Genomic DNA, 17,580 nt, shown 5'->3' on the forward strand with positions numbered 1-17,580 from the left:
CGGGCATGGTCAGCGCGGCCGATCCCCGTGCGGCCGCGGCGGGCGTGGAGATCCTCCGCGAGGGCGGAAGCGCCGCCGACGCTGCTTTCGCGACCTTGCTCGCGCTCAACGTCGTCGAGCCGCAGAGCTCTGGTATCGGCGGCGGCGGCTATCTGGTCTACGCCGACAAGGGCGCCGCTCCGGTGACGTTCGACGGGCGCGAGACCGCGCCGCACGCCGCCACCGGCACCTGGTTTTACAAGAACGGGCAGCCGATGGAGTTCGACGACGCCCAGCCGGGCGGCAAGAGCGTCGGCGTGCCCGGCAACGTCCGGATGATGGCACTGGCGCACCAGCGCTTCGGCAAACTGCCGTGGGCGGCGCTGTTCCAGCCGGCGATTAGGCTGGCGCGCGACGGGTTCAAGATCACGCCGCGGCTGCACAATTCACTCAGCAAATATCCGGCAACGGGCGCGCTCTCGTTTGAGGCGCGCGCGATCTTCTATCAGGCGGACGGGCAGCCGAAGCCGGCTGGGACGCTGGTGAGGAACCCGGCCTTCGCGAACTTCCTCGAGCAGCTGGCGGCGCGCGGGCCGGACAGCTTCTACGTGGGACCGAACGCGCAGGCGATCGCCGCCGCAGTCAGCAACGCTCCGCACAACCCCGCGCCGATGACCAGCGGCGACGTGGCGTCCTACGAAGCGAAACCTCGGCCGCCGGTGTGCGGGAAATATCGCGTTTATCGCATCTGCGGCATGGGACCGTCGTCGTCCGGCGGCTTCACCGTGTTCGCCGCGCTCAAGCAGCTCGAGCGGTTTGACCTGTCGGCGCTGGGGCCGCAGTCGCCGACCGCGTGGCACCTGATCGCCGAGTCCGAGCGGCTCGCTTACGCCGATCGCGACAAATATCTCGCAGACGAGGATTTCGTGCGCGTGCCGCTCGCGGGGCTCATGGACCCGGCGTATCTCGCCGGCCGCTCGGCCTTGATCTCGCCCACGGCGACGATGGGCAGCGTTCATGCCGGCACACCGGCGGGCGCCGAGATCGTGTGCACGCCCGAGCCGCAGCCCGAGCGCGGGACATCGCACTTCATCGCCGTCGACCGTTGGGGCGACGTCGCCTCGGAAACCTCGACCATCGAAAGCAGCTTCGGCTCAGGGCTGATGGTCAACGGCTATTATCTCAACAACGAGCTCACCGACTTCAGCTTCCGACCAGAGAAGAATGGCTGTCCGGTCGCCAACCGGGTCGAAGGCGGCAAGCGGCCGCGCAGTTCGATGAGCCCGACGATCGTTTACGGCCCCGAAGGACAGGTCGTGCTTGCCGTCGGCGCTGCCGGCGGCTCGACCATCCCGGCGCAGGTGATCAAGGCGATCGTGGGGGTCCTCGACTTTCGCTTGTCGGCGCAGGACGCCATCGCGCTGCCGATGATCTACTCACCGGCGGATACGGTGTATGTCGAAAGCGGCACCTTCCTGGAGGGCATGATCCCGCAGCTAAAGGCGCTCGGCCATTCGGGGGTGCGGACACTGCCGGCGGCTACGTTCAAGGCGAATGCGATTGAGTGGGCGAACGGACGGTGGTCGGGCGGGGCCGACCCGCGCAGCGAAGGCGCGGCACTTTCGGAATAGACAGCGGGGGACAAGTGGCTCGGCAACTCGAAAGATTCGACAATCTCGTTTCCATGTTCCTCACGCGCGCGGCGGAGAAGGACGATGCCCCGTTCCTGTGGGCGAAACGCGAAGGCGAATGGCGATCGACGGACTGGGCCGAGGCGGCGCGGCAGGTGGCGTCGCTCGCGGCTTCGCTCAAGCGCATCGGGCTGCAGCCGGGCGACCGCGTGTGCCTGGTCAGCGAGAACCGGCCCGAATGGCTGATCGCAGACCTCGCCATCATGGCCGCCGGCTGCGTCACCGTGCCGACCTACACCACGAACACGGAGCGCGATCACGCGCATGTGCTCGGCAATTCGGGCGCGCGCGCGGTGATCGTGTCCAACCAGAAGCTCGCTAAAAACCTGATACCCGCGGTCATCACGTCCAGCGAATGCCGCCACGTCGTCGGCATCGAGCCGATCCGCGCCGGTCAGACGCCGGACTGGGTCAACTGCCACAGCTGGACGGAGCTGGTGTCCGAGGGAGCCGACGCCGCCGCGCTGCAGCGCGAGGCCGCCGGCATCGGCCGCAACGATCTCGCTTGCATCATCTATACCAGCGGCACCGGCGGGGCGCCCCGGGGCGTGCAGCAGCACCACGGCGCCATCCTCCACAATGTCGAGGGCTGCACCGATATCATCTCCACCGATTTCGGCTGGGGCGACGAGGTCTTCCTCTCCTTCCTCCCGGCGAGCCACGCTTACGAGCATACCGGCGGGCAGCACTTCCCGGTCGGGCTCGGCGCGCAGATTTATTACGCCGAGAGCCTCGAGAAGCTCGCCGCCAACATTGAGGAAGTCCATCCGACGATCATGGTCGTCGTGCCTCGCCTGTTCGAGTTGCTGCGGGCGCGGATCATGAAGTCGATCGAATCGAGCGGCGGCTTGTCCAAATATCTGCTTGGCCGAGCGCTCAAGATCGGCAGCGACAAATATCACGGCCGCCGCAAGCCGTGGGACGTGCCGATGGACGGCCTGCTCGGGTTCACTTTGCGCAAGAAAGTGCGGGCGAAAGTCGGTGGGCGGGTCAAGGCATGGGTCTCGGGCGGCGCGCCGCTCAATCCCGAAGTCGGCATCTTCTTCCAGTCGCTCGGGATCACCTTCCTCCAGGGCTATGGCCAGACCGAGGCCGCGCCGGTGATCAGTTGCAACCGGCCGAGCGTGGGCATCCGGCTCGACACGGTCGGGGTGCCGGTCAAGAATTGCGAGGTTCGCATCGCCGAGGATGGCGAGATCATGGTCCGCGGCGAGAATGTGATGCACGGCTACTGGCGCAATCCGGACGAGACCGCGCGCGTACTCCGCGACGATTGGCTCGCAACCGGCGACATTGGGCATTTCGACGAGAAGGGCCGGATCAAGATCACGGACCGCAAGAAGGACCTGATCGTCAACGACAAGGGCGACAACGTCTCGCCCCAACGGATCGAGGGGATGCTGACGCTCCAGCCCGAGATCGGCCAGGCGATGGTTTATGGCGACCGCCGGCCGCACCTCGTCGCTTTGCTGGTCCCCGACCCCGAGATCGCCTCAACGCCCGACGTTCAGGATCGGCTGCAGCGTGCGCTCGACCGCGTCAATGGCGACCTGTCGGTAGTCGAACGGGTTAGGCGGTTCATCATCGCCGGCGAACCGTTCACCATCGAGAACGAGCAGCTGACGCCATCGATGAAGATCCGCCGCCACGTGATTTCCGAGGCCTACGGCGAGCAGCTCGACAGCCTCTATCCCAAATAACAGCCTACGGCCTGGTGTAGGGGATGATGTCGGCCACGGTGCAGCTGCCGACCGTGATGTGGTTCATGAGATCGGTGACCTGCTGGATGTCGCCGCGGCACAGCTGGCTTCCGCCGAACTGCCGCGAGACCAAAGCGTAATTGCCCGATCCGGCCAGCTCGCAGCCCGGTGTGAGGCGCACCAAATAAGCGGTGCGCGTGCCGACGCGGAAGGCGATGTTGCGTCCGTCGATCACCGACATGTCGTTTTTGTTGTAGGTCGGCAGGCAGCTCAGCGGCGCGCCTGCGACCTTGCCGGCGATCAGCATCTGGTAGGCGCGCTCGCCGCTCGGGCTGCGCATGGCGTCGGACGGGGGCGCGGGTGCGGTCGTGCAGGACGCCAAAATCGTGCCCGCGATCAGGAGTGAAACGATGCGCATCATGACCTCCTCGAACATTTCGCAGGCGGCCCGAAAGCGCCTTCGTTCATGAACGGAAGCTGTCTTTGGCGGCCCTGCGACGCGCGAATTCCTCGACGTTCGAGGAACGAACGAAAGGATTGGTTTCGCGTTCCTGCGCGACCGTGGTCGGAACCGTGATTTTCCCCGCATCGCGCAGCCGCTGGACCTCGGCGAGCCGCACCGCGACGGCTTCGTTGCCCGGCTCTGCATGGGCAGCGAAGCGGGCGTTCGAAAGCGTGTATTCGTGGGCGCAGTAGAGGCGCGTGTCTTGGGGCAGCAGCGTCAGTCGCTCGAGCGATCGGTACATCTGCTCCGGCGTCCCTTCGAACAGCCTGCCGCAACCCATGGCGAACAAGGTGTCGCCGACGAACGCCACCCGATCCTGATCGAAGATGAGCGCGATATGGCCGAGCGTGTGGCCCGGAACTTCGATGATCCGACCGACGTGCCTGCCGAGCCTCACATGATCGCCTTCGCCGAGCGCAACGTCGCGCCCGGCGATATTCTCCTGTGCCGGACCGGAGATGAGTGCCCCGGTCGCTTGCTTGACGGCCAGATTGCCGCCGGTGTGATCGGGGTGCCAATGGGTGTTCCAAACCTGGCCGATGTTCCATCCGCGCTGCTCGGCTTCGACAAGCACGGGCGCGGCATCGCCGGGGTCCACTATCGTCGTTTGGCCGCTCTCCGCGTCGTGAACGAGCCAGATGTAATTGTCCGAGAAGGCCGGGACCGGGACGATCTCGAGCATCACCATTCGCCGCTGTTGGGCATTGAGACCCACGGCTCGGCAGGCGCCAACGCTTCGCCCTTCTGAAGGAGCTCGACCGAAATGTTGTCGGGCGACCGAACGAAGGCCATTCGGCCGTCGCGCGGCGGGCGATTGATTGTGATGCCTGCGTCCATGAGGCGGCGGCAGGTCTCATAAATGTCGTCGACCTGGTAGGCGAGATGGCCGAAGTTGCGGCCGCCGCCATAGCCGGATTCGTTCCAGTTGTGCGTGAGCTCGACTTCGCCGCCCTCGTCTCCGGGCACGCCGAGAAAGATTAGCGTGTAGCGGCCCGCCTCATTGTCCATCCGCCGCCGCTCCTCCAGCCCGAGGAGATTGAAGAAGCGGATGGTGGCTTCCGGATCGCTGACCCGGAGCATCGTATGGAGGAAGCGCATCCAGCCTATTTAGGCTGGGACGGGTCCAATTTCACCGTCGGCGTTACACCGAGCATCTCGACCGCCTTGGCCGCGGCCTTGCCGACCGCGCCGTGCGGGTCGCTGCCCGCGGCGCGCATCCAGTAGCTGCGTGCCTTCTCCCGGTCCCCATTGATGTCGGCGACGTGGCCTGCCTCGAACAAGACCGTCGGGTCCGAGGGGGCAAGGGTCAGTGCCTTGTTGATCGCCATCTGCGCTGTCGCAGGGTCATTCTCCCGGATCGCAAGCGCGGCCGAGAAATACCAGTAGAACGGGTCCTCCGCGATCGTCTTCACTGCTTCGTTGAGTTTGGCGCGGGCGGTCTTGAGGTCGTTCTGCGCCTCGGCGGCGCGGGCTCGGTCGAGCAAAGCCTCGCCTCGCTGCTCCGCCTCGAGTCCCGGCAGCGCGAGCGCCTTGTCGAGGTCGAGCGCGGCCTTGCCCGGCTCGCCGGCGGCGATCCACAGATTGCCTGCCGCGGCCCACATCCGCGCGGTCCTGGGGTCCTTGTCCGACGACGCCCGCGCGGCTTCCTCGAACGCCTGAGCGGCGGCTTCGCTGTCGCCTTCCTTCTGTGCCTCGAGCGCGCGGCAGACGAGGGCCTGCGGCGTGACGAGGGCAGGGCAGGCGGCGCTTTGCGGCGCGGCTGCGGCAAGGGCGGCGGCGAGGAGGAAAATCAAGCTTCAGGGCTCCAGCAGGGCTTGGGCGGCGAGAAGGATCGCGCCGATCTCGCGCGGTTCCGACAGGCGATGGCCGCCGCCCTTGAGCACATTGATCTGGACATCGGATGAACGGAGGCTGCGCATCAGGCGAAAGGCAATGTCTAGCGGGACCTCGGAATCCGCCTCGCCGTGCAGCAGGCGCACAGGGCAATCGATCGCGATCCCGCCCTCGAGCAGGCGGAGCCGCTGGCCTGAATCCCAGAAGCCGCGCGTGACAATCTGCGGCTCGGGCGCGTACGGGTTCGGCTCCTCGAGCCTCCCGTCGCGCTGTAACGCCGCTTTCTGCTCGGCGGACAAGCCCCAGTCGGTGAAATCGGGTGCGGCGGCGATTCCGACGAGCGCGCGAACGCGCTCGGGACGAAGAAGCGCGAGGTGGAGCGCGATCCAGCCGCCCATCGACGATCCGATGACAATCAGCGGACCCTCGGTCAGCCGGTCTGCGGCGGCGAGCGCTTCCTCCAGCCACAGCCCCAGCGTTCCTTGCGCGAACTCGCCGCCGCTGGAGCCGGTGCCAGAATAATCGAGGCGCAGCATGGAAAAGCCGCGCTGCTCGGCGAAAGCATCGAGCGCGAGCGCCTTCGTTCCTTCCATGTCCGACGAGTACCCGGGCAGGAACAGGAGGGTGGGGGACCGCCCTTCCCGCAGCCGGTAGGCGATCCGTCGGCCGTCGATCTCGAAATGGCGGATTTCGTTCGGTGTCATCGGCCGAGCAGATTTCGGAGCGCGTCCTTCAGCTCCGCGACATCCTCGGGCTCCAGCTTGCGCGGATAATAGCGATGGGGCGCGTCGAGCGCCTGCATCGGGTCCCCGCCCGTCTGGAATACATAATGATCGTACAGCATCCGCCATGCCTGACGGTGCTCTGGAGGCATGTCACTGTAGAGAACATATGCCAGGTGCAGCAGCGCGCCGTACGGGTGCTGCGCGCCGAGCTCGTCGCGGTTCCACCAATAATTCATCAGCACGTTGAAGCCGCCAAGCGACTGGACGCCGTGCCACCACAAATAGGGAATATAGATGGCGTCGCCGGGCTGGAGCTCTGCAACAAGTGCAGCAGCGAGCGCTTCGCGGTACAGCGGAAATCGCTCGAGATCGGGTTCGTCCAGCGATACCATGCTGATGGGGACGTTGGCTGGCGTGACGTCGATCGGCCCCGGGTAAATGTTGGGAGTCTGGTCTGGCGGGAACAGGATGAAGCGCCGGCGGCCGGCCATCACGCAGGCGATGTTGTCCGCGACGTCGAAATGCGGGGCGACCGTCACCGCATTACCGATCCAGACGCGCGCATGCGTGCCGGGGGGTACCAGCGGGTTGGGGTTTTCCTCTTCCAGCCCCGGGAGGCAGTCGGGAGCAGAGACCGCCTGCATTGCGACCCCCAGTGGCTGCGACGAACTTCGCTGCTGGAGAAGGCCCTTGAGCACGTTCGAAAGCAGCTGGGGGGCCGACTGGAAGTTCATCTCCTTCGAGTCGGGCCGATAGAAGAATCGGCCGCGCTCGGACGATGGTCCGACGACGGTGTTCACCGGTCGTCCGTTGTAGAAGCGATCGAGGTAAACGACGGCCGCCTCGTCCGAGCGCGAGGCCTCGCGAACGAACGGCCAGTTGGAGGCGGCTCCGCGCAGCACCACCGGGCGGCAGCCGCTCACAACCTCCTCGGGCATGGCGTCGAGGCCCGCTCCGGAAATCTCCTTCACTCGCTGCAGTTGGTCGATCATCGCCCGCGGTTTTTCACAGCAAGTCGGCGCAAGCGCAATGTGCCGGCAGCAGCGCTAGGCCGAAGCGGCAACCGGCCGGCGGCGCATCGGGTGAGGCTGCGGCGTCACGTTTCGCTGGCCGTCTTCGTTGCGGCCGTGGAACAGGTCGTTGCACCACGCCTTGAGGTCAGCGGGCGCCTCGTTCGTCCAGTCGAGCATTCCGCCCTCGTCGGTTTGCAGGTGCGCATCAGGATCGAAGCCAAGGCTGCGGAAATCCCGCTGGCGCTTGCGATATGCTTTGTCTGCGACTTCTCCATGCCACAGGTGAAGCACCCGGCCTTGCACCACGCCCAGCTTGGTGCCGACGATGTCGCGTGCGCGAATTCCCCACCGGAGGAAGTGCTGGGCGTACTTCTGAGCTCCTTCGAACGCCTGCGGCATGCATGGCGATTTCGCCATGCCGGCGACGAAGGCGTGCGCCATCAGGTGATCGGCATTGCCCGACAGGCAGGCCTCGTAGAGTCCGCATTTGTCGAGCAATTCGCGGCGCGCGGCCCAGGCGTAGCCGGTGTGGCCGTGCCTGTCCCAGTGGCCGATCCGCGCCGGCGCATGGTTGCGCACGAACACGGAAGCGAAGCTTTCGTCGAGTGAACCGGTTCCGTCGTCGCGATTGTCCTTCGGAAGCCGCACGGCATGGCTGAACGGCTGGACCACGACGTAGCGCTCGAGCGCTTCGGACGTTCGCTCCAGCCAGTCTGGCTCCTTGAAGATGATGTCGGCATCGAACCAGCCGACCTTGGTGCAGGACTTCGGCAGGCGCGCAGCGGCGACGTTGAGCAGCCGCTCCTTTTGCCACATCACGCCATTACCCCTGAAGTGCGCGACATTGTCGCCCGCCTCGAGCTCGAACGGGGCATCGCCGAACGCCATCTCGACCACCATGACGTTCGCGCCGGCAGCCCTCATCCCCTCCATGAACCTGTCGAAATTCTCGCGCTTGTTCTTGTAGCGCGCGGGGTTGAAGTAGGAGGTGATCACCCAGAATTCGGAACTCATTGCCAAACCTCGAAGAAATCGGATGCGCGAAGCGTGCGGCTTTCCTAACCGCGTCGACGGCCCCGGCAAGAAAAAAGCCGTTCAGAATGGCGTTGGGCGGAAGGAGCCTCGTGCGTTCGCACGCGTTCGGTTGATTCGAAAGGGGTGGTCCAATGAAATACCGCAAGCTCGGGGACAGCGACCTCGAGGTGTCCGAAATCTCGCTCGGCTCGTGGCTGACTTACGGCGTCGGGGTCGAGGCGGACAAGGCTCGCGCATGTCTCGATGATGCGTTCGCTCAAGGCGTCAACTTCATCGACACGGCGAACATTTATGGCCGCGGCGCCGCCGAGCGCTTCCTTGGCGGGGCGCTCAAGGGCCGCGCGCGAGACTCCTATGTACTCGCGACCAAGCTCTACTTCCCCATGACGGACAGCGACCGCGGGCTTTCGCGCGCTCAGGTCGAGAAGCAGCTCGACGCCTCGCTGGAGCGGCTGAGGACCGACTATGTCGATCTCTACCAATGCCACCGTTACGATCAGGACACGCCGATCGAGGAGACGATGGAGGCGCTGACCCGCGCGGTCGAGAGCGGCAAGGCACGATACATCGGCTTTTCGGAATGGCCGGCGGAGCGGATTCAGGCGGCGATCGACATGAGCGGAGTCGCGAAATTCGTCTCCAGCCAGCCGCAATATTCGCTGCTGTGGCGCGAGCCGGAGGACGAGGTAATCCCGCTGTGTGCCGCCCACGGCATTTCGCAGATTGTCTGGTCGCCGCTCGGACAGGGCGTGCTCAGCGGCAAATACGACCCGGACCGGCCGCCGCCGAAGGACTCCCGCGCCGCGAGCGAGGAGATGGGCGGATTCATGGACCGCCTGATGCAGCCCGACGTGCTCCGTGCGGTCCAGAGGCTCAAACCGATCGCCGAGGAAGCGGGCCTGACGCTGCCCCAGTTCGCGCTCGCCTGGGTGCTGCGCAAGCCCAACGTCGCGTCCGCGATCATCGGCGCGTCGCGGCCGAGCCAGGTGCAGGAGAATGCGGCGGCGTCCGGCGTGGTCGTCGACACGCAGCTGTTCATGCGCGCCGAGGCGATCATCGAGGAAGCGCTTGGCCGAGTCGAAGCTTGAACCCCCAGAAGGAGAAACACGATGGCAATCACGAGAACGGCGACAGCGCGCTACGACGGCACTGGCAAGGAAGGAAAGGGCGAGCTTACGACCCAGTCGGGCGTGCTCAAGGACCAGCGCTACGGGTTCCACACCCGCTTCGAGGACGCACCTGGGACCAATCCCGAGGAGCTGATCGCCGCTGCCCATGCCGGCTGCTTCACCATGGCGCTGTCCTTTGCGCTCGCCAAGCAGGGCGTCACCGACGCGCGGCTGGAAACGACAGCCCGCGTCACGCTGGTGCCGGAAGGGGAGGGTTTCACCGTTACCCGGTCCGACCTCGAGCTGACTGCGGACGTGCCGGACCTCGACGACGACAAGCTGCGGACGCTCGCCGAGGACGCCAAGAAGAACTGCCCGGTCTCCAAGCTGCTCAAGGCGGAAATGGACCTGACCGTCCGCACGGGCGCGGAGGCCGCCGCCTAGGTTAGATCGCTTTCGAGCTGCGCCGCGACGGGGAGACGAAAATCTCCTCGATCGGCAGCTCGAACAGCTCGGCGATGCGAAAGGCGAGCGGGAGCGAGGGATCGTATTTCCCGGTCTCGATGGCGTTGACGCTCTGGCGCGAGACCTCGAGCCGGCCGGCGAGATCCTGCTGGCTCCAGTGGCGCTCCGCGCGGAGCAGGCGGAGGCGGTTTTCCATCGCTCAGTCGCCCGCGCCCGAGCGCGAGAATAAAGCGAAGCAGCCGAAAGCGCCCTGTGTGACCACCCACACGAACGCGACCCAATAGGTCTCGATCAGCGGCATGAGACCGAACGCCTGGAGGAAACCCCACACCACGGCGGCGCCCATCGTCACGTTCGTCGCGATAGCGATCCGGCGCAGGACAACCGCCTGGTGGTATTCGTCGCGCTCGTCGGACAAATAGCGACCCCAGCTGGCGAACATCCCGAGGACCGGCAGCGAGGCCACGATGGCCATTGCCAGCAGCAGCACGTCGGTGACGTGGCGGTGTGAGCGGAGCCAGACGAGCGGCGGGAGGATCACGGCGTAAGCGATGAGCAGCCACAGCGTCCGGCGCACGTGCGCCCGCTGAGCCGGGGTGAGGTCGCGCTGCTTTGCGGCGAACATGTGTCAAGCTCCTTTGCCTAACGGGCAAGGTTGCTTTACACTGCACCTAAAGAGAGTCAAGCACACTTTACTGTTTTCTGCAGATATCGAACGGGGCGTAAGAATGCGGCGAGCCCGTGGTCGTGACTTGAATCGAGATTGAAGCTGGCGGCGAACTTTCAGGAGCGGCTGCTCTGCAGCGGGTGCCGCTGCAGGAGGTTGAGAGGGCGGGGCCGCGTCGCTACATGGCGGCTTCCCATGACCAACATGTTCAAGATCGCGCTTCCCGACGGATCGGTGAAGGAGATGCCGGAGGGCTCGACCCCGGCCGACGTCGCCGCGGCGATCGGACCGGGCCTCGCCAAGGCCGCGCTCGCTGCGAAGATCGACGGCGAAGTGCGCGACATCATGCGGCCGTTCGAAGGCGACGCGCAGCTCGCCCTGATCACCTCGCGCGACGAGAAGGACGCGCTCGAGCTGGTCCGGCACGACTTCGCGCACATCCTCGCCGAAGCGGTGCAGAATCTCTTTCCGGGAACGCAGATCACCTTCGGTCCCGCGACCGACGATGGCTTCTACTACGATTTCGCCCCGGCCGCAGAGCACGGACCCTTCACCGAGGAGGAGCTGCCCGCGATCGAGGAGGAGATGCGGCGCATCATCGCCGCCGACAAGCCGCTGGTGCGCGAGGTGTGGGACCGCGCACGGGTGCGCCAGTTCTTCCTGGACCACGGCGAGAAATTCAAGGCCGAGTGGGTGATGGAGCTGCCCGAAGGCGAGCCCATCACCATGTACAAGACGGGTCACGGCGAGGCCGACTGGATCGACCTGTGCCGGGGGCCGCACCTGGCTTCGACCGGCAAGCTCGACCCGAACGCGTTCAAGCTGACGCGGGTGTCGGGCGCCTACTGGCGCGGCGATCCCAAGAACCCGATGCTGAGCCGAATCTACGGCACCGCCTGGCTCAACAAGAAGCAGCTCGACGCCTATCTCGTCCGGCTCGAGGAAGCGGCCAAGCGCGACCACCGCAAGATCGGGCAGGAGATGGACCTGTTCCACCTCCAGGCTGAGGCGCACGGAAGCGTCTTCTGGCACCCCAAGGGCTACATCGTCTGGCGCGAGCTCGAGGCTTATATGCGCCGGCGCCTCGACGCTGCCGGCTATGACGAAGTGAAAACGCCGCAGCTGATGGACGCGCGCCAGTGGGAGAAGAGCGGCCACTGGGGCAAGTATCGCGAGAACATGTTCGTCGTTCCCGACGAGATCCCGTCGACCGACGACGAGGCGCCGGTCTTCTCGGGCGACGCCGAGCTGATGGCGCTCAAACCGATGAACTGCCCGGCGCACGTCCTGATCTTCAAGCAGGGCATCAGGAGCTATCGCGACCTGCCGATCCGGATGGCCGAGTTCGGCTGCTGCCACCGCAACGAGCCGCACGGTGCGCTGCACGGCATCATGCGGGTGCGCCAGTTCACGCAGGACGACGCCCACATCTTCGTCCGCGAGGACCAGCTGGTCGACGAGATCGTCGCATTCTGCGACCTTTTGGACAGCGTCTATCGCGAACTCGGCTTCGACGATTACGCGATCAAGCTCGCGCTGCGCCCGGAGCAAAGATACGGCAGCGACGAAGAGTGGGACCGCGCCGAGCAGGTGCTTCGCGACGCGGTGCGCAAGGCGGGGCGCGACACCGCCGAATATGGCTGGGAGGAATTGCCCGGCGAAGGCGCCTTCTACGCCCCCAAGCTCGAGTTCCACCTGACGGACGCGATCGGCCGCACCTGGCAGGTCGGCACAATCCAGGCCGACACCGTGCTGCCCGAGCGGCTCGACGCCAGCTACGTCGGCGAGGACGGCCAGAAGCACCGGCCAGTGATGCTGCACCGTGCCATCATTGGCACGTTCGAACGGTTCATCGGCATCATGATCGAACATTTCGCCGGCAAGTTCCCGCTGTGGCTGGCGCCGACGCAGGCGGTGGTCGCGACGATCGTGTCGGACGCCGACGAATATGCCGGAGAGGTCGCCGCGAAGCTCGCCGCCGCGGGCATCCGCGTCCAAACCGACCTCCGCAACGAGAAGATCAACTACAAGGTGCGCGAGCACAGTCTGGCCAAGGTCCCGCTGCTGCTCGTCGTCGGCAAGCGCGAGACGGAAGAGGGGATGATTGCCCTGCGCCGGCTCGGCTCCGACGAGCACCAGAAGGTGATGGGCCTCGACGAGGCGGTGTCGATGATTCGCGACGAGGCGGTGCCGCCCGACCTCAGGCCCGCCTAACGCACTTTGCGTCGCTCGTCGCCGCTACCGGCGACATTGTCGAAATAGCGATGCAGCACCTGCAGCCGCTGGTCGTCCGCCTGGCGGATCTCGCGACGCGCGCGCTCGGCCTCCGCGCCGATCTGGATCAACCTGTCGAGAGTCTCGTGGACGTAGCGTGCGCGCTCCCGGCGGCTCGCGTTGCGGCACCTATCGAGGCAGGCGTCGATCAGCTCCGGCACGCGATTGTCGCATGACACCAGCAGCGACCGATGCTCGTGCGTCAGCGAGGGCGAGTTGCGCTCGGCGATGAACCCCTCGATGAGGCTATGCGAGCGCCGCGCCTGTTGGCGCGAGACCCAGTCGAGCTTGGCTTCGAACCCACGCCAACGTGCGTCCGGTGCCGAGTGGGTCAGCGGCACGTGCTGGGGGAATTCTTGGCCGCGGCCGCCGCGTCGGCGACGCAATCCCCAGCCGAGGCGCAGCGCCACTGCCAACATGCCGCCCGCGACGGCGACCGCCCACCACTCGTCACCCTGAATGCCGGCGGCACCAATCGCAATCGCCGCGATTCCAAGCATCGCCGTCAGGCCTACGAGGAGCGCCCGGACGAATCGCGCGAGCGGCCGTCGCACGGCGTTTGCGGCTGCCAAAACCAGCGCGAACACGACACCAGCGGCAACCAGGAAGAGAAACCTCAACATTCGTATTCGCGACCCTCCCCTGGCGATGTAGGCATTGCCGGCGGTCGCTGCGAGGGTGGGAGTTGACGCGAGTCCGCCACAGCTTGCGGCAAAAATGACTCACAATCGTCGCGCGCACTTTTCATCGGGCGTCCGAGTGCCTAATTCGCACGCTGTCCAACAACTTTTCTGGAGACCGCATATACCCCCGCCCTATCCGCGCCGAGGAATGGCGCCGCCGCAGATGAGTGGCCCCCGCTACAACGAGTTCATCCAGTCCCAGAAGGTCCGGGTGATCGATGAAAACGGCGAAAACCTGGGCGTGATGTATACGCGCGAAGCGTTCGAGCAGGCGCAGTCGGTCGGCCTCGACCTTGTCGAAATCTCTCCGAATGCCGATCCGCCGGTCGCAAAGTTCCTCGATATCGGGCGCTACAAGTATGAGGCGCAGAAGAAGGCCGCCGAGCAGCGCAAGAAGCAGAAGACGCAGGAGATCAAGGAGATCAAGATGCGTCCGAACATCGACGACCACGATTACGACACCAAGATGAAGAAGGTTTTCGAGTTCCTCGAGGAAGGCGACAAGGTGAAGGTCACGATGCGCTTCCGAGGCCGTGAGATGGCGCACGGCGAGCTCGGCATGGCGGTGCTTCGGCGCGTCCAGGAGCAGACCGCCGAAATGGCCAAGATCGAGGCGCACCCGCGCATGGAAGGCCGGCAGATGCTGATGGTGCTCGCCCCCAAATGACTGCGCGCGAGCCATTCCGGGTCTGATCCGGGATCCGGCCATGGCGAGCCGCTCCCTCACCTGGCCGCGCTGCGACTTTCTCGAGGATTACGTCCGACGCTTTCCGGCGCCCGCTTACTTACACCCGTGTTGCCAAATTGCTGCATGCCGGGTGCATTGTTTCAATTGCGATAGCACGCCGCTTTCCTTGCCTGTGGTTCAGCATTAGCCTCGGCTTCGAGCGCGCTTGAACCGCGCGCGAGGGGAGAGAAACAGACATGATCCGCAAGTCCGCATGGCTGCTTTCGGCCGGGCTGTTCGCAGTCGCGACTCCGGCTTTCGCGCAGACCGCCGCCTCAGACACCGACACCGACAAGCAGGCCGCGCAGCCGACGCCCGGTGCAACCGAAGGCGCTGCCGCCGAGGACCAAGCGAGCGAGCCGCAGCCGATCAGCACGGGCGAGATCGTGATCACCGCGACGCGCCGCAACCAGGCGCTGTCGGACGTGCCGATGGCGGTTAGCGCGGTCACCGCCCAGCAGCTCCAGTACACCGGCGCGACCGACATCCGCCAGCTCGACCAGGTCTCGCCGTCGCTCCTTGTATCCTCGACCACCTCGGAAGCGGGCGCGGCCGTGGCTCGCATCCGCGGTATCGGCACGGTCGGCGACAACCCGGGTCTCGAGGGCTCGGTCGGCGTGTTCATCGACGGCGTCTATCGCGCCCGCGCCGGAATGGCTCTGACGGATCTCGGTCCGCTCGACCGGATCGAGGTGCTGCGCGGTCCGCAGGGCACTTTGTTCGGCCGCAACACGTCGGCGGGCCTGATTTCGATCATCACTGCGAAGCCCCGCTTCACGCCTGAAGTGAGCGGTCAGCTCGACGTGGGTAATTTCGATTACCGGCGGGCGCAGGCGAGCGTCACCGGGCCACTCGGCGAAACCGTCGCTGCGCGGCTCGACGCGGTATGGGTGAAGCGCGACGGCTTCCTCAAGGACGTAATTTCGGGCCGCGACATCAACGACCGGAACCGCTGGATGACCCGCGGTCAGGTCCTGTTCCAGCCCAGCGATGATTTCTCGTTCCGCCTGATCGGCGATTATTCGAAGAAGAGCGAGGAATGTTGCGGGGCCGTCTACCTGCCGACGCAGGACGTCTTCCCGACCGGCGGCGGCGGCTTCACCACGGGCCCGTCGACGATCAAGCACATCCTGACGGGCCTCGGGGCGACGATCATCGATGATCCGTCCGAGCGGGAGATGTCGATCACTCCCGGCCGCAACTACAATAGCGACGTCAGGGACTGGGGCCTGTCGGGCGAGGGGGTATACGACTTCGGCTGGGCCGAACTGACCTCGATCACTGCCTATCGCTACAACAAATATACGCGCGGCATGGATGCCGACTTCAACAATCTCGACATCCTCTACCGCGACGACGATGGCGGCTCGTACAACCGTTTCAAAACCTTCAGTCAGGAGTTGCGGCTCCAGGGCAATGCGTTCGGCAACCGCCTCGACTGGCTCGTCGGCGGCTATTACGCGAGCGAGAAGCTGCAGGTCGCGGATAACCTCTCCTACGGCGACGACTATGACGCCTACGCGAACTGCCTCGTCGCCGACAACTTCGCCGCGGCCACGGGCCAGGCCTCGCTGCTGGCGCCCGGCACGCCGACCTGCTTCAACCCGATCGTCGCCAACGCGCTGCTGCCGTTCGTCGGGGCGAATGCGCCCGCACTCGCGGCGTTCGCCCGGCTTCCGATCAACCTCGGGCCGCCGTTCGGCGTCATCAACTTCGGCAACCCGCCGTTCACCAACAGTGGCTTTGCCAACGTCGCGACCCTGCTCGGGCATCCGGGACTGACGCTCGCCGGCACCGGTCTCAACGACCTCTACGATCAGTCGTCGAACAACTGGGCACTGTTCACGCACAACATATTCTCGATCACGGATCGCCTCAAGCTCACCGCCGGGCTGCGCTACACGCACGAACGCAAGACGCTCAGCGCCGATCTCACCGACAATATGGGGCTCTGCACCGTTATTTCGGCGTCGCCGTTCGCCGCGCTCCAGCAGCTTCCCTGCGTGCTCGCGAGCATCCCCGGCGGAAGCCTCGGCATCGACGACGAGCGGACCGAGAACAAGCTCTCCGGCACGGCCGTGCTGAGCTACAAGCCGACCGATCGCCTGCTGACCTACGCAAGCTACTCGCACGGCTACAAGGCAGGCGGCTTCAACCTCGACCGATCGGCGCTGTTCCGCGCCGCAAGCCCGCAGGGCACACCGCCTCTGTCGGGCAGTGGATCGGTTTGCGTGAGCGCCGCCCAGCCGGGCTGCGCCGGCATCCTGGCATCGGGCGCGGACCTCCAGTTCCTGCCGGAAACGAACGACGCGATCGAGATCGGCGCCAAGTACAACGGCGCCTGGATCGACCTCAACGTCGCGGTGTTCCACCAGCTCTTCAGCAACTTCCAGCTGAATACGTTCAACGGCCTCAACTTCATCGTCGAGAACATCAACAGCTGCAGCGACGACCTGAACGGCGCGGATACCGACAACGACCCGCGCACCGGCGCCTGCAGCGGCGACACCCGCGCCGGGGTGAAGAATACCGGCTTCGAGATCGAGGCGTTCACGCGGCCGCTGCGCGATCTTTCGGTCAATGCGGGCGTCACCTATTCCAACGTAAGGTACCGCGACAATCTCGTTGGCGCGGACGGCAAGCCGCTGTCGAATGCGTTGTGGCAGCTGCCGGGCCGGCAAATCTCGAATGCGCCGAAATGGACCGTGACCGGGTCGGCGGCATGGACCCCGCCGATCGGCGATGGCGGGATGCATGGTCTCGTCTATGCCGACGTGCGCTACATGAGCCGGTTCAACACCGGCTCGGACCTGGATATCGAAAAGACGCAGGATGCGTTCGCCGTGGTCAATGGTCGCATCGGTCTCGAGGGGCCGGACGACCGCTGGGCGATCGAGCTGTGGGCGCAGAACCTGTTCGACAAGACCTACAAGCAGGTCGCGTTCGACGCCCCCATCCAGGGCTCGCCGGGAACGTCCATTCGTGCGGTTCAGGCGGGCTTCTTCCCACGGGCGACGCAGCTTTACGGGGCCTTCCTCGGTGAACCGCGGACCTTCGGCGTGACACTGCGCGGCAAGCTCGGCTTCGAACGTGCGGTGCCGCCGCCCTATGTCGCACCGCCCGCGCCCCCGCCCCCTCCGCCGCCTGTGGTCGAGCAGCCGGCTCCGCCCCCGC

General features: G+C 65.7%; 17 protein-coding genes. 7 read left to right on the forward strand and 10 right to left on the reverse strand.

From position 1 onward, the window contains the following. Window positions 1–1,610: gamma-glutamyltransferase (gene ggt, locus GH737_RS06415; protein WP_155264023.1), on the forward strand; the 1,610-nt coding region annotated here is incomplete at its 5' end. A 53-nt stretch (window positions 1,611–1,663) separates the two neighbouring features. Continuing rightward, the gene (locus GH737_RS06420) at window positions 1,664–3,370 is read left to right on the forward strand and encodes an AMP-dependent synthetase/ligase (protein WP_155264039.1); all 1,707 of its coding nucleotides are present in this window, start codon (window positions 1,664–1,666) and stop codon (window positions 3,368–3,370) included. Between the two features lie 4 nt (window positions 3,371–3,374). Here the strand turns inward: GH737_RS06420 and GH737_RS06425 are convergent, their stop codons facing one another. From GH737_RS06425 to GH737_RS06455, 7 genes are read right to left on the reverse strand one after another with little or no spacing between them, the layout of a single operon-like run. Continuing rightward, window positions 3,375–3,788, reverse strand: coding sequence for a hypothetical protein (locus GH737_RS06425; RefSeq protein WP_155264024.1), 414 nt, complete (start codon window positions 3,786–3,788; stop codon window positions 3,375–3,377). Window positions 3,789–3,834: 46 nt separating this feature from the next. After that, window positions 3,835–4,557, reverse strand: coding sequence for a hydroxyacylglutathione hydrolase (gene gloB / locus GH737_RS06430; RefSeq protein WP_338061770.1), 723 nt, complete (start codon window positions 4,555–4,557; stop codon window positions 3,835–3,837). Next, window positions 4,557–4,973, reverse strand: a complete 417-nt coding sequence (locus GH737_RS06435) for a VOC family protein (RefSeq protein ID WP_155264026.1) — start codon at window positions 4,971–4,973, stop codon at window positions 4,557–4,559. Before GH737_RS06435 ends, gloB begins: the two co-directional genes overlap by 1 nt. Window positions 4,974–4,978: 5 nt before the next feature. Then, window positions 4,979–5,668, reverse strand: a complete 690-nt coding sequence (locus GH737_RS06440; RefSeq protein WP_155264027.1) for a tetratricopeptide repeat protein — start codon at window positions 5,666–5,668, stop codon at window positions 4,979–4,981. A 3-nt stretch (window positions 5,669–5,671) separates the two neighbouring features. Then, window positions 5,672–6,412 (reverse strand): alpha/beta fold hydrolase, encoded by a 741-nt coding sequence (locus GH737_RS06445; protein WP_155264028.1) that lies wholly within the window; start codon window positions 6,410–6,412, stop codon window positions 5,672–5,674. After that, window positions 6,409–7,425 carry a cupin-like domain-containing protein gene (locus tag GH737_RS06450; protein WP_155264029.1) on the reverse strand — a complete coding sequence of 339 codons (1,017 nt, stop codon included), beginning with the start codon at window positions 7,423–7,425 and terminating at the stop codon, window positions 6,409–6,411. Before GH737_RS06450 ends, GH737_RS06445 begins: the two co-directional genes overlap by 4 nt. A gap of 54 nt (window positions 7,426–7,479) precedes the next feature. After that, window positions 7,480–8,460: a hypothetical protein gene (locus tag GH737_RS06455; protein WP_155264030.1), complete on the reverse strand. Its 981-nt coding sequence runs from the start codon at window positions 8,458–8,460 to the stop codon at window positions 7,480–7,482. A gap of 152 nt (window positions 8,461–8,612) precedes the next feature. Here GH737_RS06455 and GH737_RS06460 point away from each other — a divergent pair, with 152 nt between their 5' ends. Together GH737_RS06460 and GH737_RS06465 are read left to right on the forward strand one after the other, a co-directional pair. Then, window positions 8,613–9,569 (forward strand): aldo/keto reductase family protein, encoded by a 957-nt coding sequence (locus GH737_RS06460; protein ID WP_155264031.1) that lies wholly within the window; start codon window positions 8,613–8,615, stop codon window positions 9,567–9,569. A 21-nt stretch (window positions 9,570–9,590) separates the two neighbouring features. Beyond that, window positions 9,591–10,034 (forward strand): OsmC family protein, encoded by a 444-nt coding sequence (locus GH737_RS06465; protein WP_155264032.1) that lies wholly within the window; start codon window positions 9,591–9,593, stop codon window positions 10,032–10,034. A gap of 1 nt (window position 10,035) precedes the next feature. On the opposite strand, the gene GH737_RS06470 is transcribed toward GH737_RS06465, so the two are convergent. Together GH737_RS06470 and GH737_RS06475 are read right to left on the reverse strand one after the other, a co-directional pair. After that, complete coding sequence (locus GH737_RS06470) at window positions 10,036–10,251, reverse strand: helix-turn-helix transcriptional regulator (protein ID WP_155264033.1); 216 nt, start codon at window positions 10,249–10,251, stop codon at window positions 10,036–10,038. Window positions 10,252–10,254: 3 nt separating this feature from the next. Next, complete coding sequence (locus tag GH737_RS06475) at window positions 10,255–10,680, reverse strand: hypothetical protein (protein ID WP_155264034.1); 426 nt, start codon at window positions 10,678–10,680, stop codon at window positions 10,255–10,257. 237 nt (window positions 10,681–10,917) lie between these two features. Here GH737_RS06475 and thrS point away from each other — a divergent pair, with 237 nt between their 5' ends. Next, complete coding sequence (gene thrS / locus GH737_RS06480) at window positions 10,918–12,936, forward strand: threonine--tRNA ligase (RefSeq protein ID WP_155264035.1); 2,019 nt, start codon at window positions 10,918–10,920, stop codon at window positions 12,934–12,936. On the opposite strand, the gene GH737_RS06485 is transcribed toward thrS, so the two are convergent. Continuing rightward, window positions 12,933–13,619, reverse strand: a complete 687-nt coding sequence (locus GH737_RS06485; RefSeq protein WP_155264036.1) for a hypothetical protein — start codon at window positions 13,617–13,619, stop codon at window positions 12,933–12,935. The genes thrS and GH737_RS06485 overlap by 4 nt on opposite strands. Window positions 13,620–13,827: 208 nt before the next feature. Between GH737_RS06485 and infC the strand changes: the two genes are divergently transcribed. Next, window positions 13,828–14,346, forward strand: coding sequence for a translation initiation factor IF-3 (gene infC, locus GH737_RS06490; RefSeq protein WP_155264037.1), 519 nt, complete (start codon window positions 13,828–13,830; stop codon window positions 14,344–14,346). A gap of 257 nt (window positions 14,347–14,603) precedes the next feature. Beyond that, the coding region (locus GH737_RS06495; RefSeq protein WP_155264038.1) for a TonB-dependent receptor at window positions 14,604–17,580 on the forward strand (2,977 nt) is incomplete at its 3' end.

Origin of the sequence: Sphingomonas segetis, assembly GCF_009720245.1 — a bacterium.
GTDB classification, from domain to species: domain Bacteria; phylum Pseudomonadota; class Alphaproteobacteria; order Sphingomonadales; family Sphingomonadaceae; genus Sphingomicrobium; species Sphingomicrobium segetis.

What these genes read in the sequence shown, in the direction of transcription:
- GH737_RS06420 (WP_155264039.1), top strand. Translation starts at nt 1,664, where the DNA reads ATGTTCCTCACGCGCGCGGCGGAGAAGGACGATGCCCCGTTCCTGTGG.
- GH737_RS06425 (WP_155264024.1), bottom strand. Translation starts at nt 3,788, where the DNA reads ATGCGCATCGTTTCACTCCTGATCGCGGGCACGATTTTGGCGTCCTGC.
- gloB (WP_338061770.1), bottom strand. Translation starts at nt 4,557, where the DNA reads ATGCTCGAGATCGTCCCGGTCCCGGCCTTCTCGGACAATTACATCTGG.
- GH737_RS06435 (WP_155264026.1), bottom strand. Translation starts at nt 4,973, where the DNA reads ATGCGCTTCCTCCATACGATGCTCCGGGTCAGCGATCCGGAAGCCACC.
- GH737_RS06445 (WP_155264028.1), bottom strand. Translation starts at nt 6,412, where the DNA reads ATGACACCGAACGAAATCCGCCATTTCGAGATCGACGGCCGACGGATC.
- GH737_RS06450 (WP_155264029.1), bottom strand. Translation starts at nt 7,425, where the DNA reads ATGATCGACCAACTGCAGCGAGTGAAGGAGATTTCCGGAGCGGGCCTC.
- GH737_RS06455 (WP_155264030.1), bottom strand. Translation starts at nt 8,460, where the DNA reads ATGAGTTCCGAATTCTGGGTGATCACCTCCTACTTCAACCCCGCGCGC.
- GH737_RS06460 (WP_155264031.1), top strand. Translation starts at nt 8,613, where the DNA reads ATGAAATACCGCAAGCTCGGGGACAGCGACCTCGAGGTGTCCGAAATC.
- GH737_RS06465 (WP_155264032.1), top strand. Translation starts at nt 9,591, where the DNA reads ATGGCAATCACGAGAACGGCGACAGCGCGCTACGACGGCACTGGCAAG.
- GH737_RS06470 (WP_155264033.1), bottom strand. Translation starts at nt 10,251, where the DNA reads ATGGAAAACCGCCTCCGCCTGCTCCGCGCGGAGCGCCACTGGAGCCAG.
- GH737_RS06475 (WP_155264034.1), bottom strand. Translation starts at nt 10,680, where the DNA reads ATGTTCGCCGCAAAGCAGCGCGACCTCACCCCGGCTCAGCGGGCGCAC.
- thrS (WP_155264035.1), top strand. Translation starts at nt 10,918, where the DNA reads ATGACCAACATGTTCAAGATCGCGCTTCCCGACGGATCGGTGAAGGAG.
- GH737_RS06485 (WP_155264036.1), bottom strand. Translation starts at nt 13,619, where the DNA reads ATGTTGAGGTTTCTCTTCCTGGTTGCCGCTGGTGTCGTGTTCGCGCTG.
- infC (WP_155264037.1), top strand. Translation starts at nt 13,828, where the DNA reads ATGGCGCCGCCGCAGATGAGTGGCCCCCGCTACAACGAGTTCATCCAG.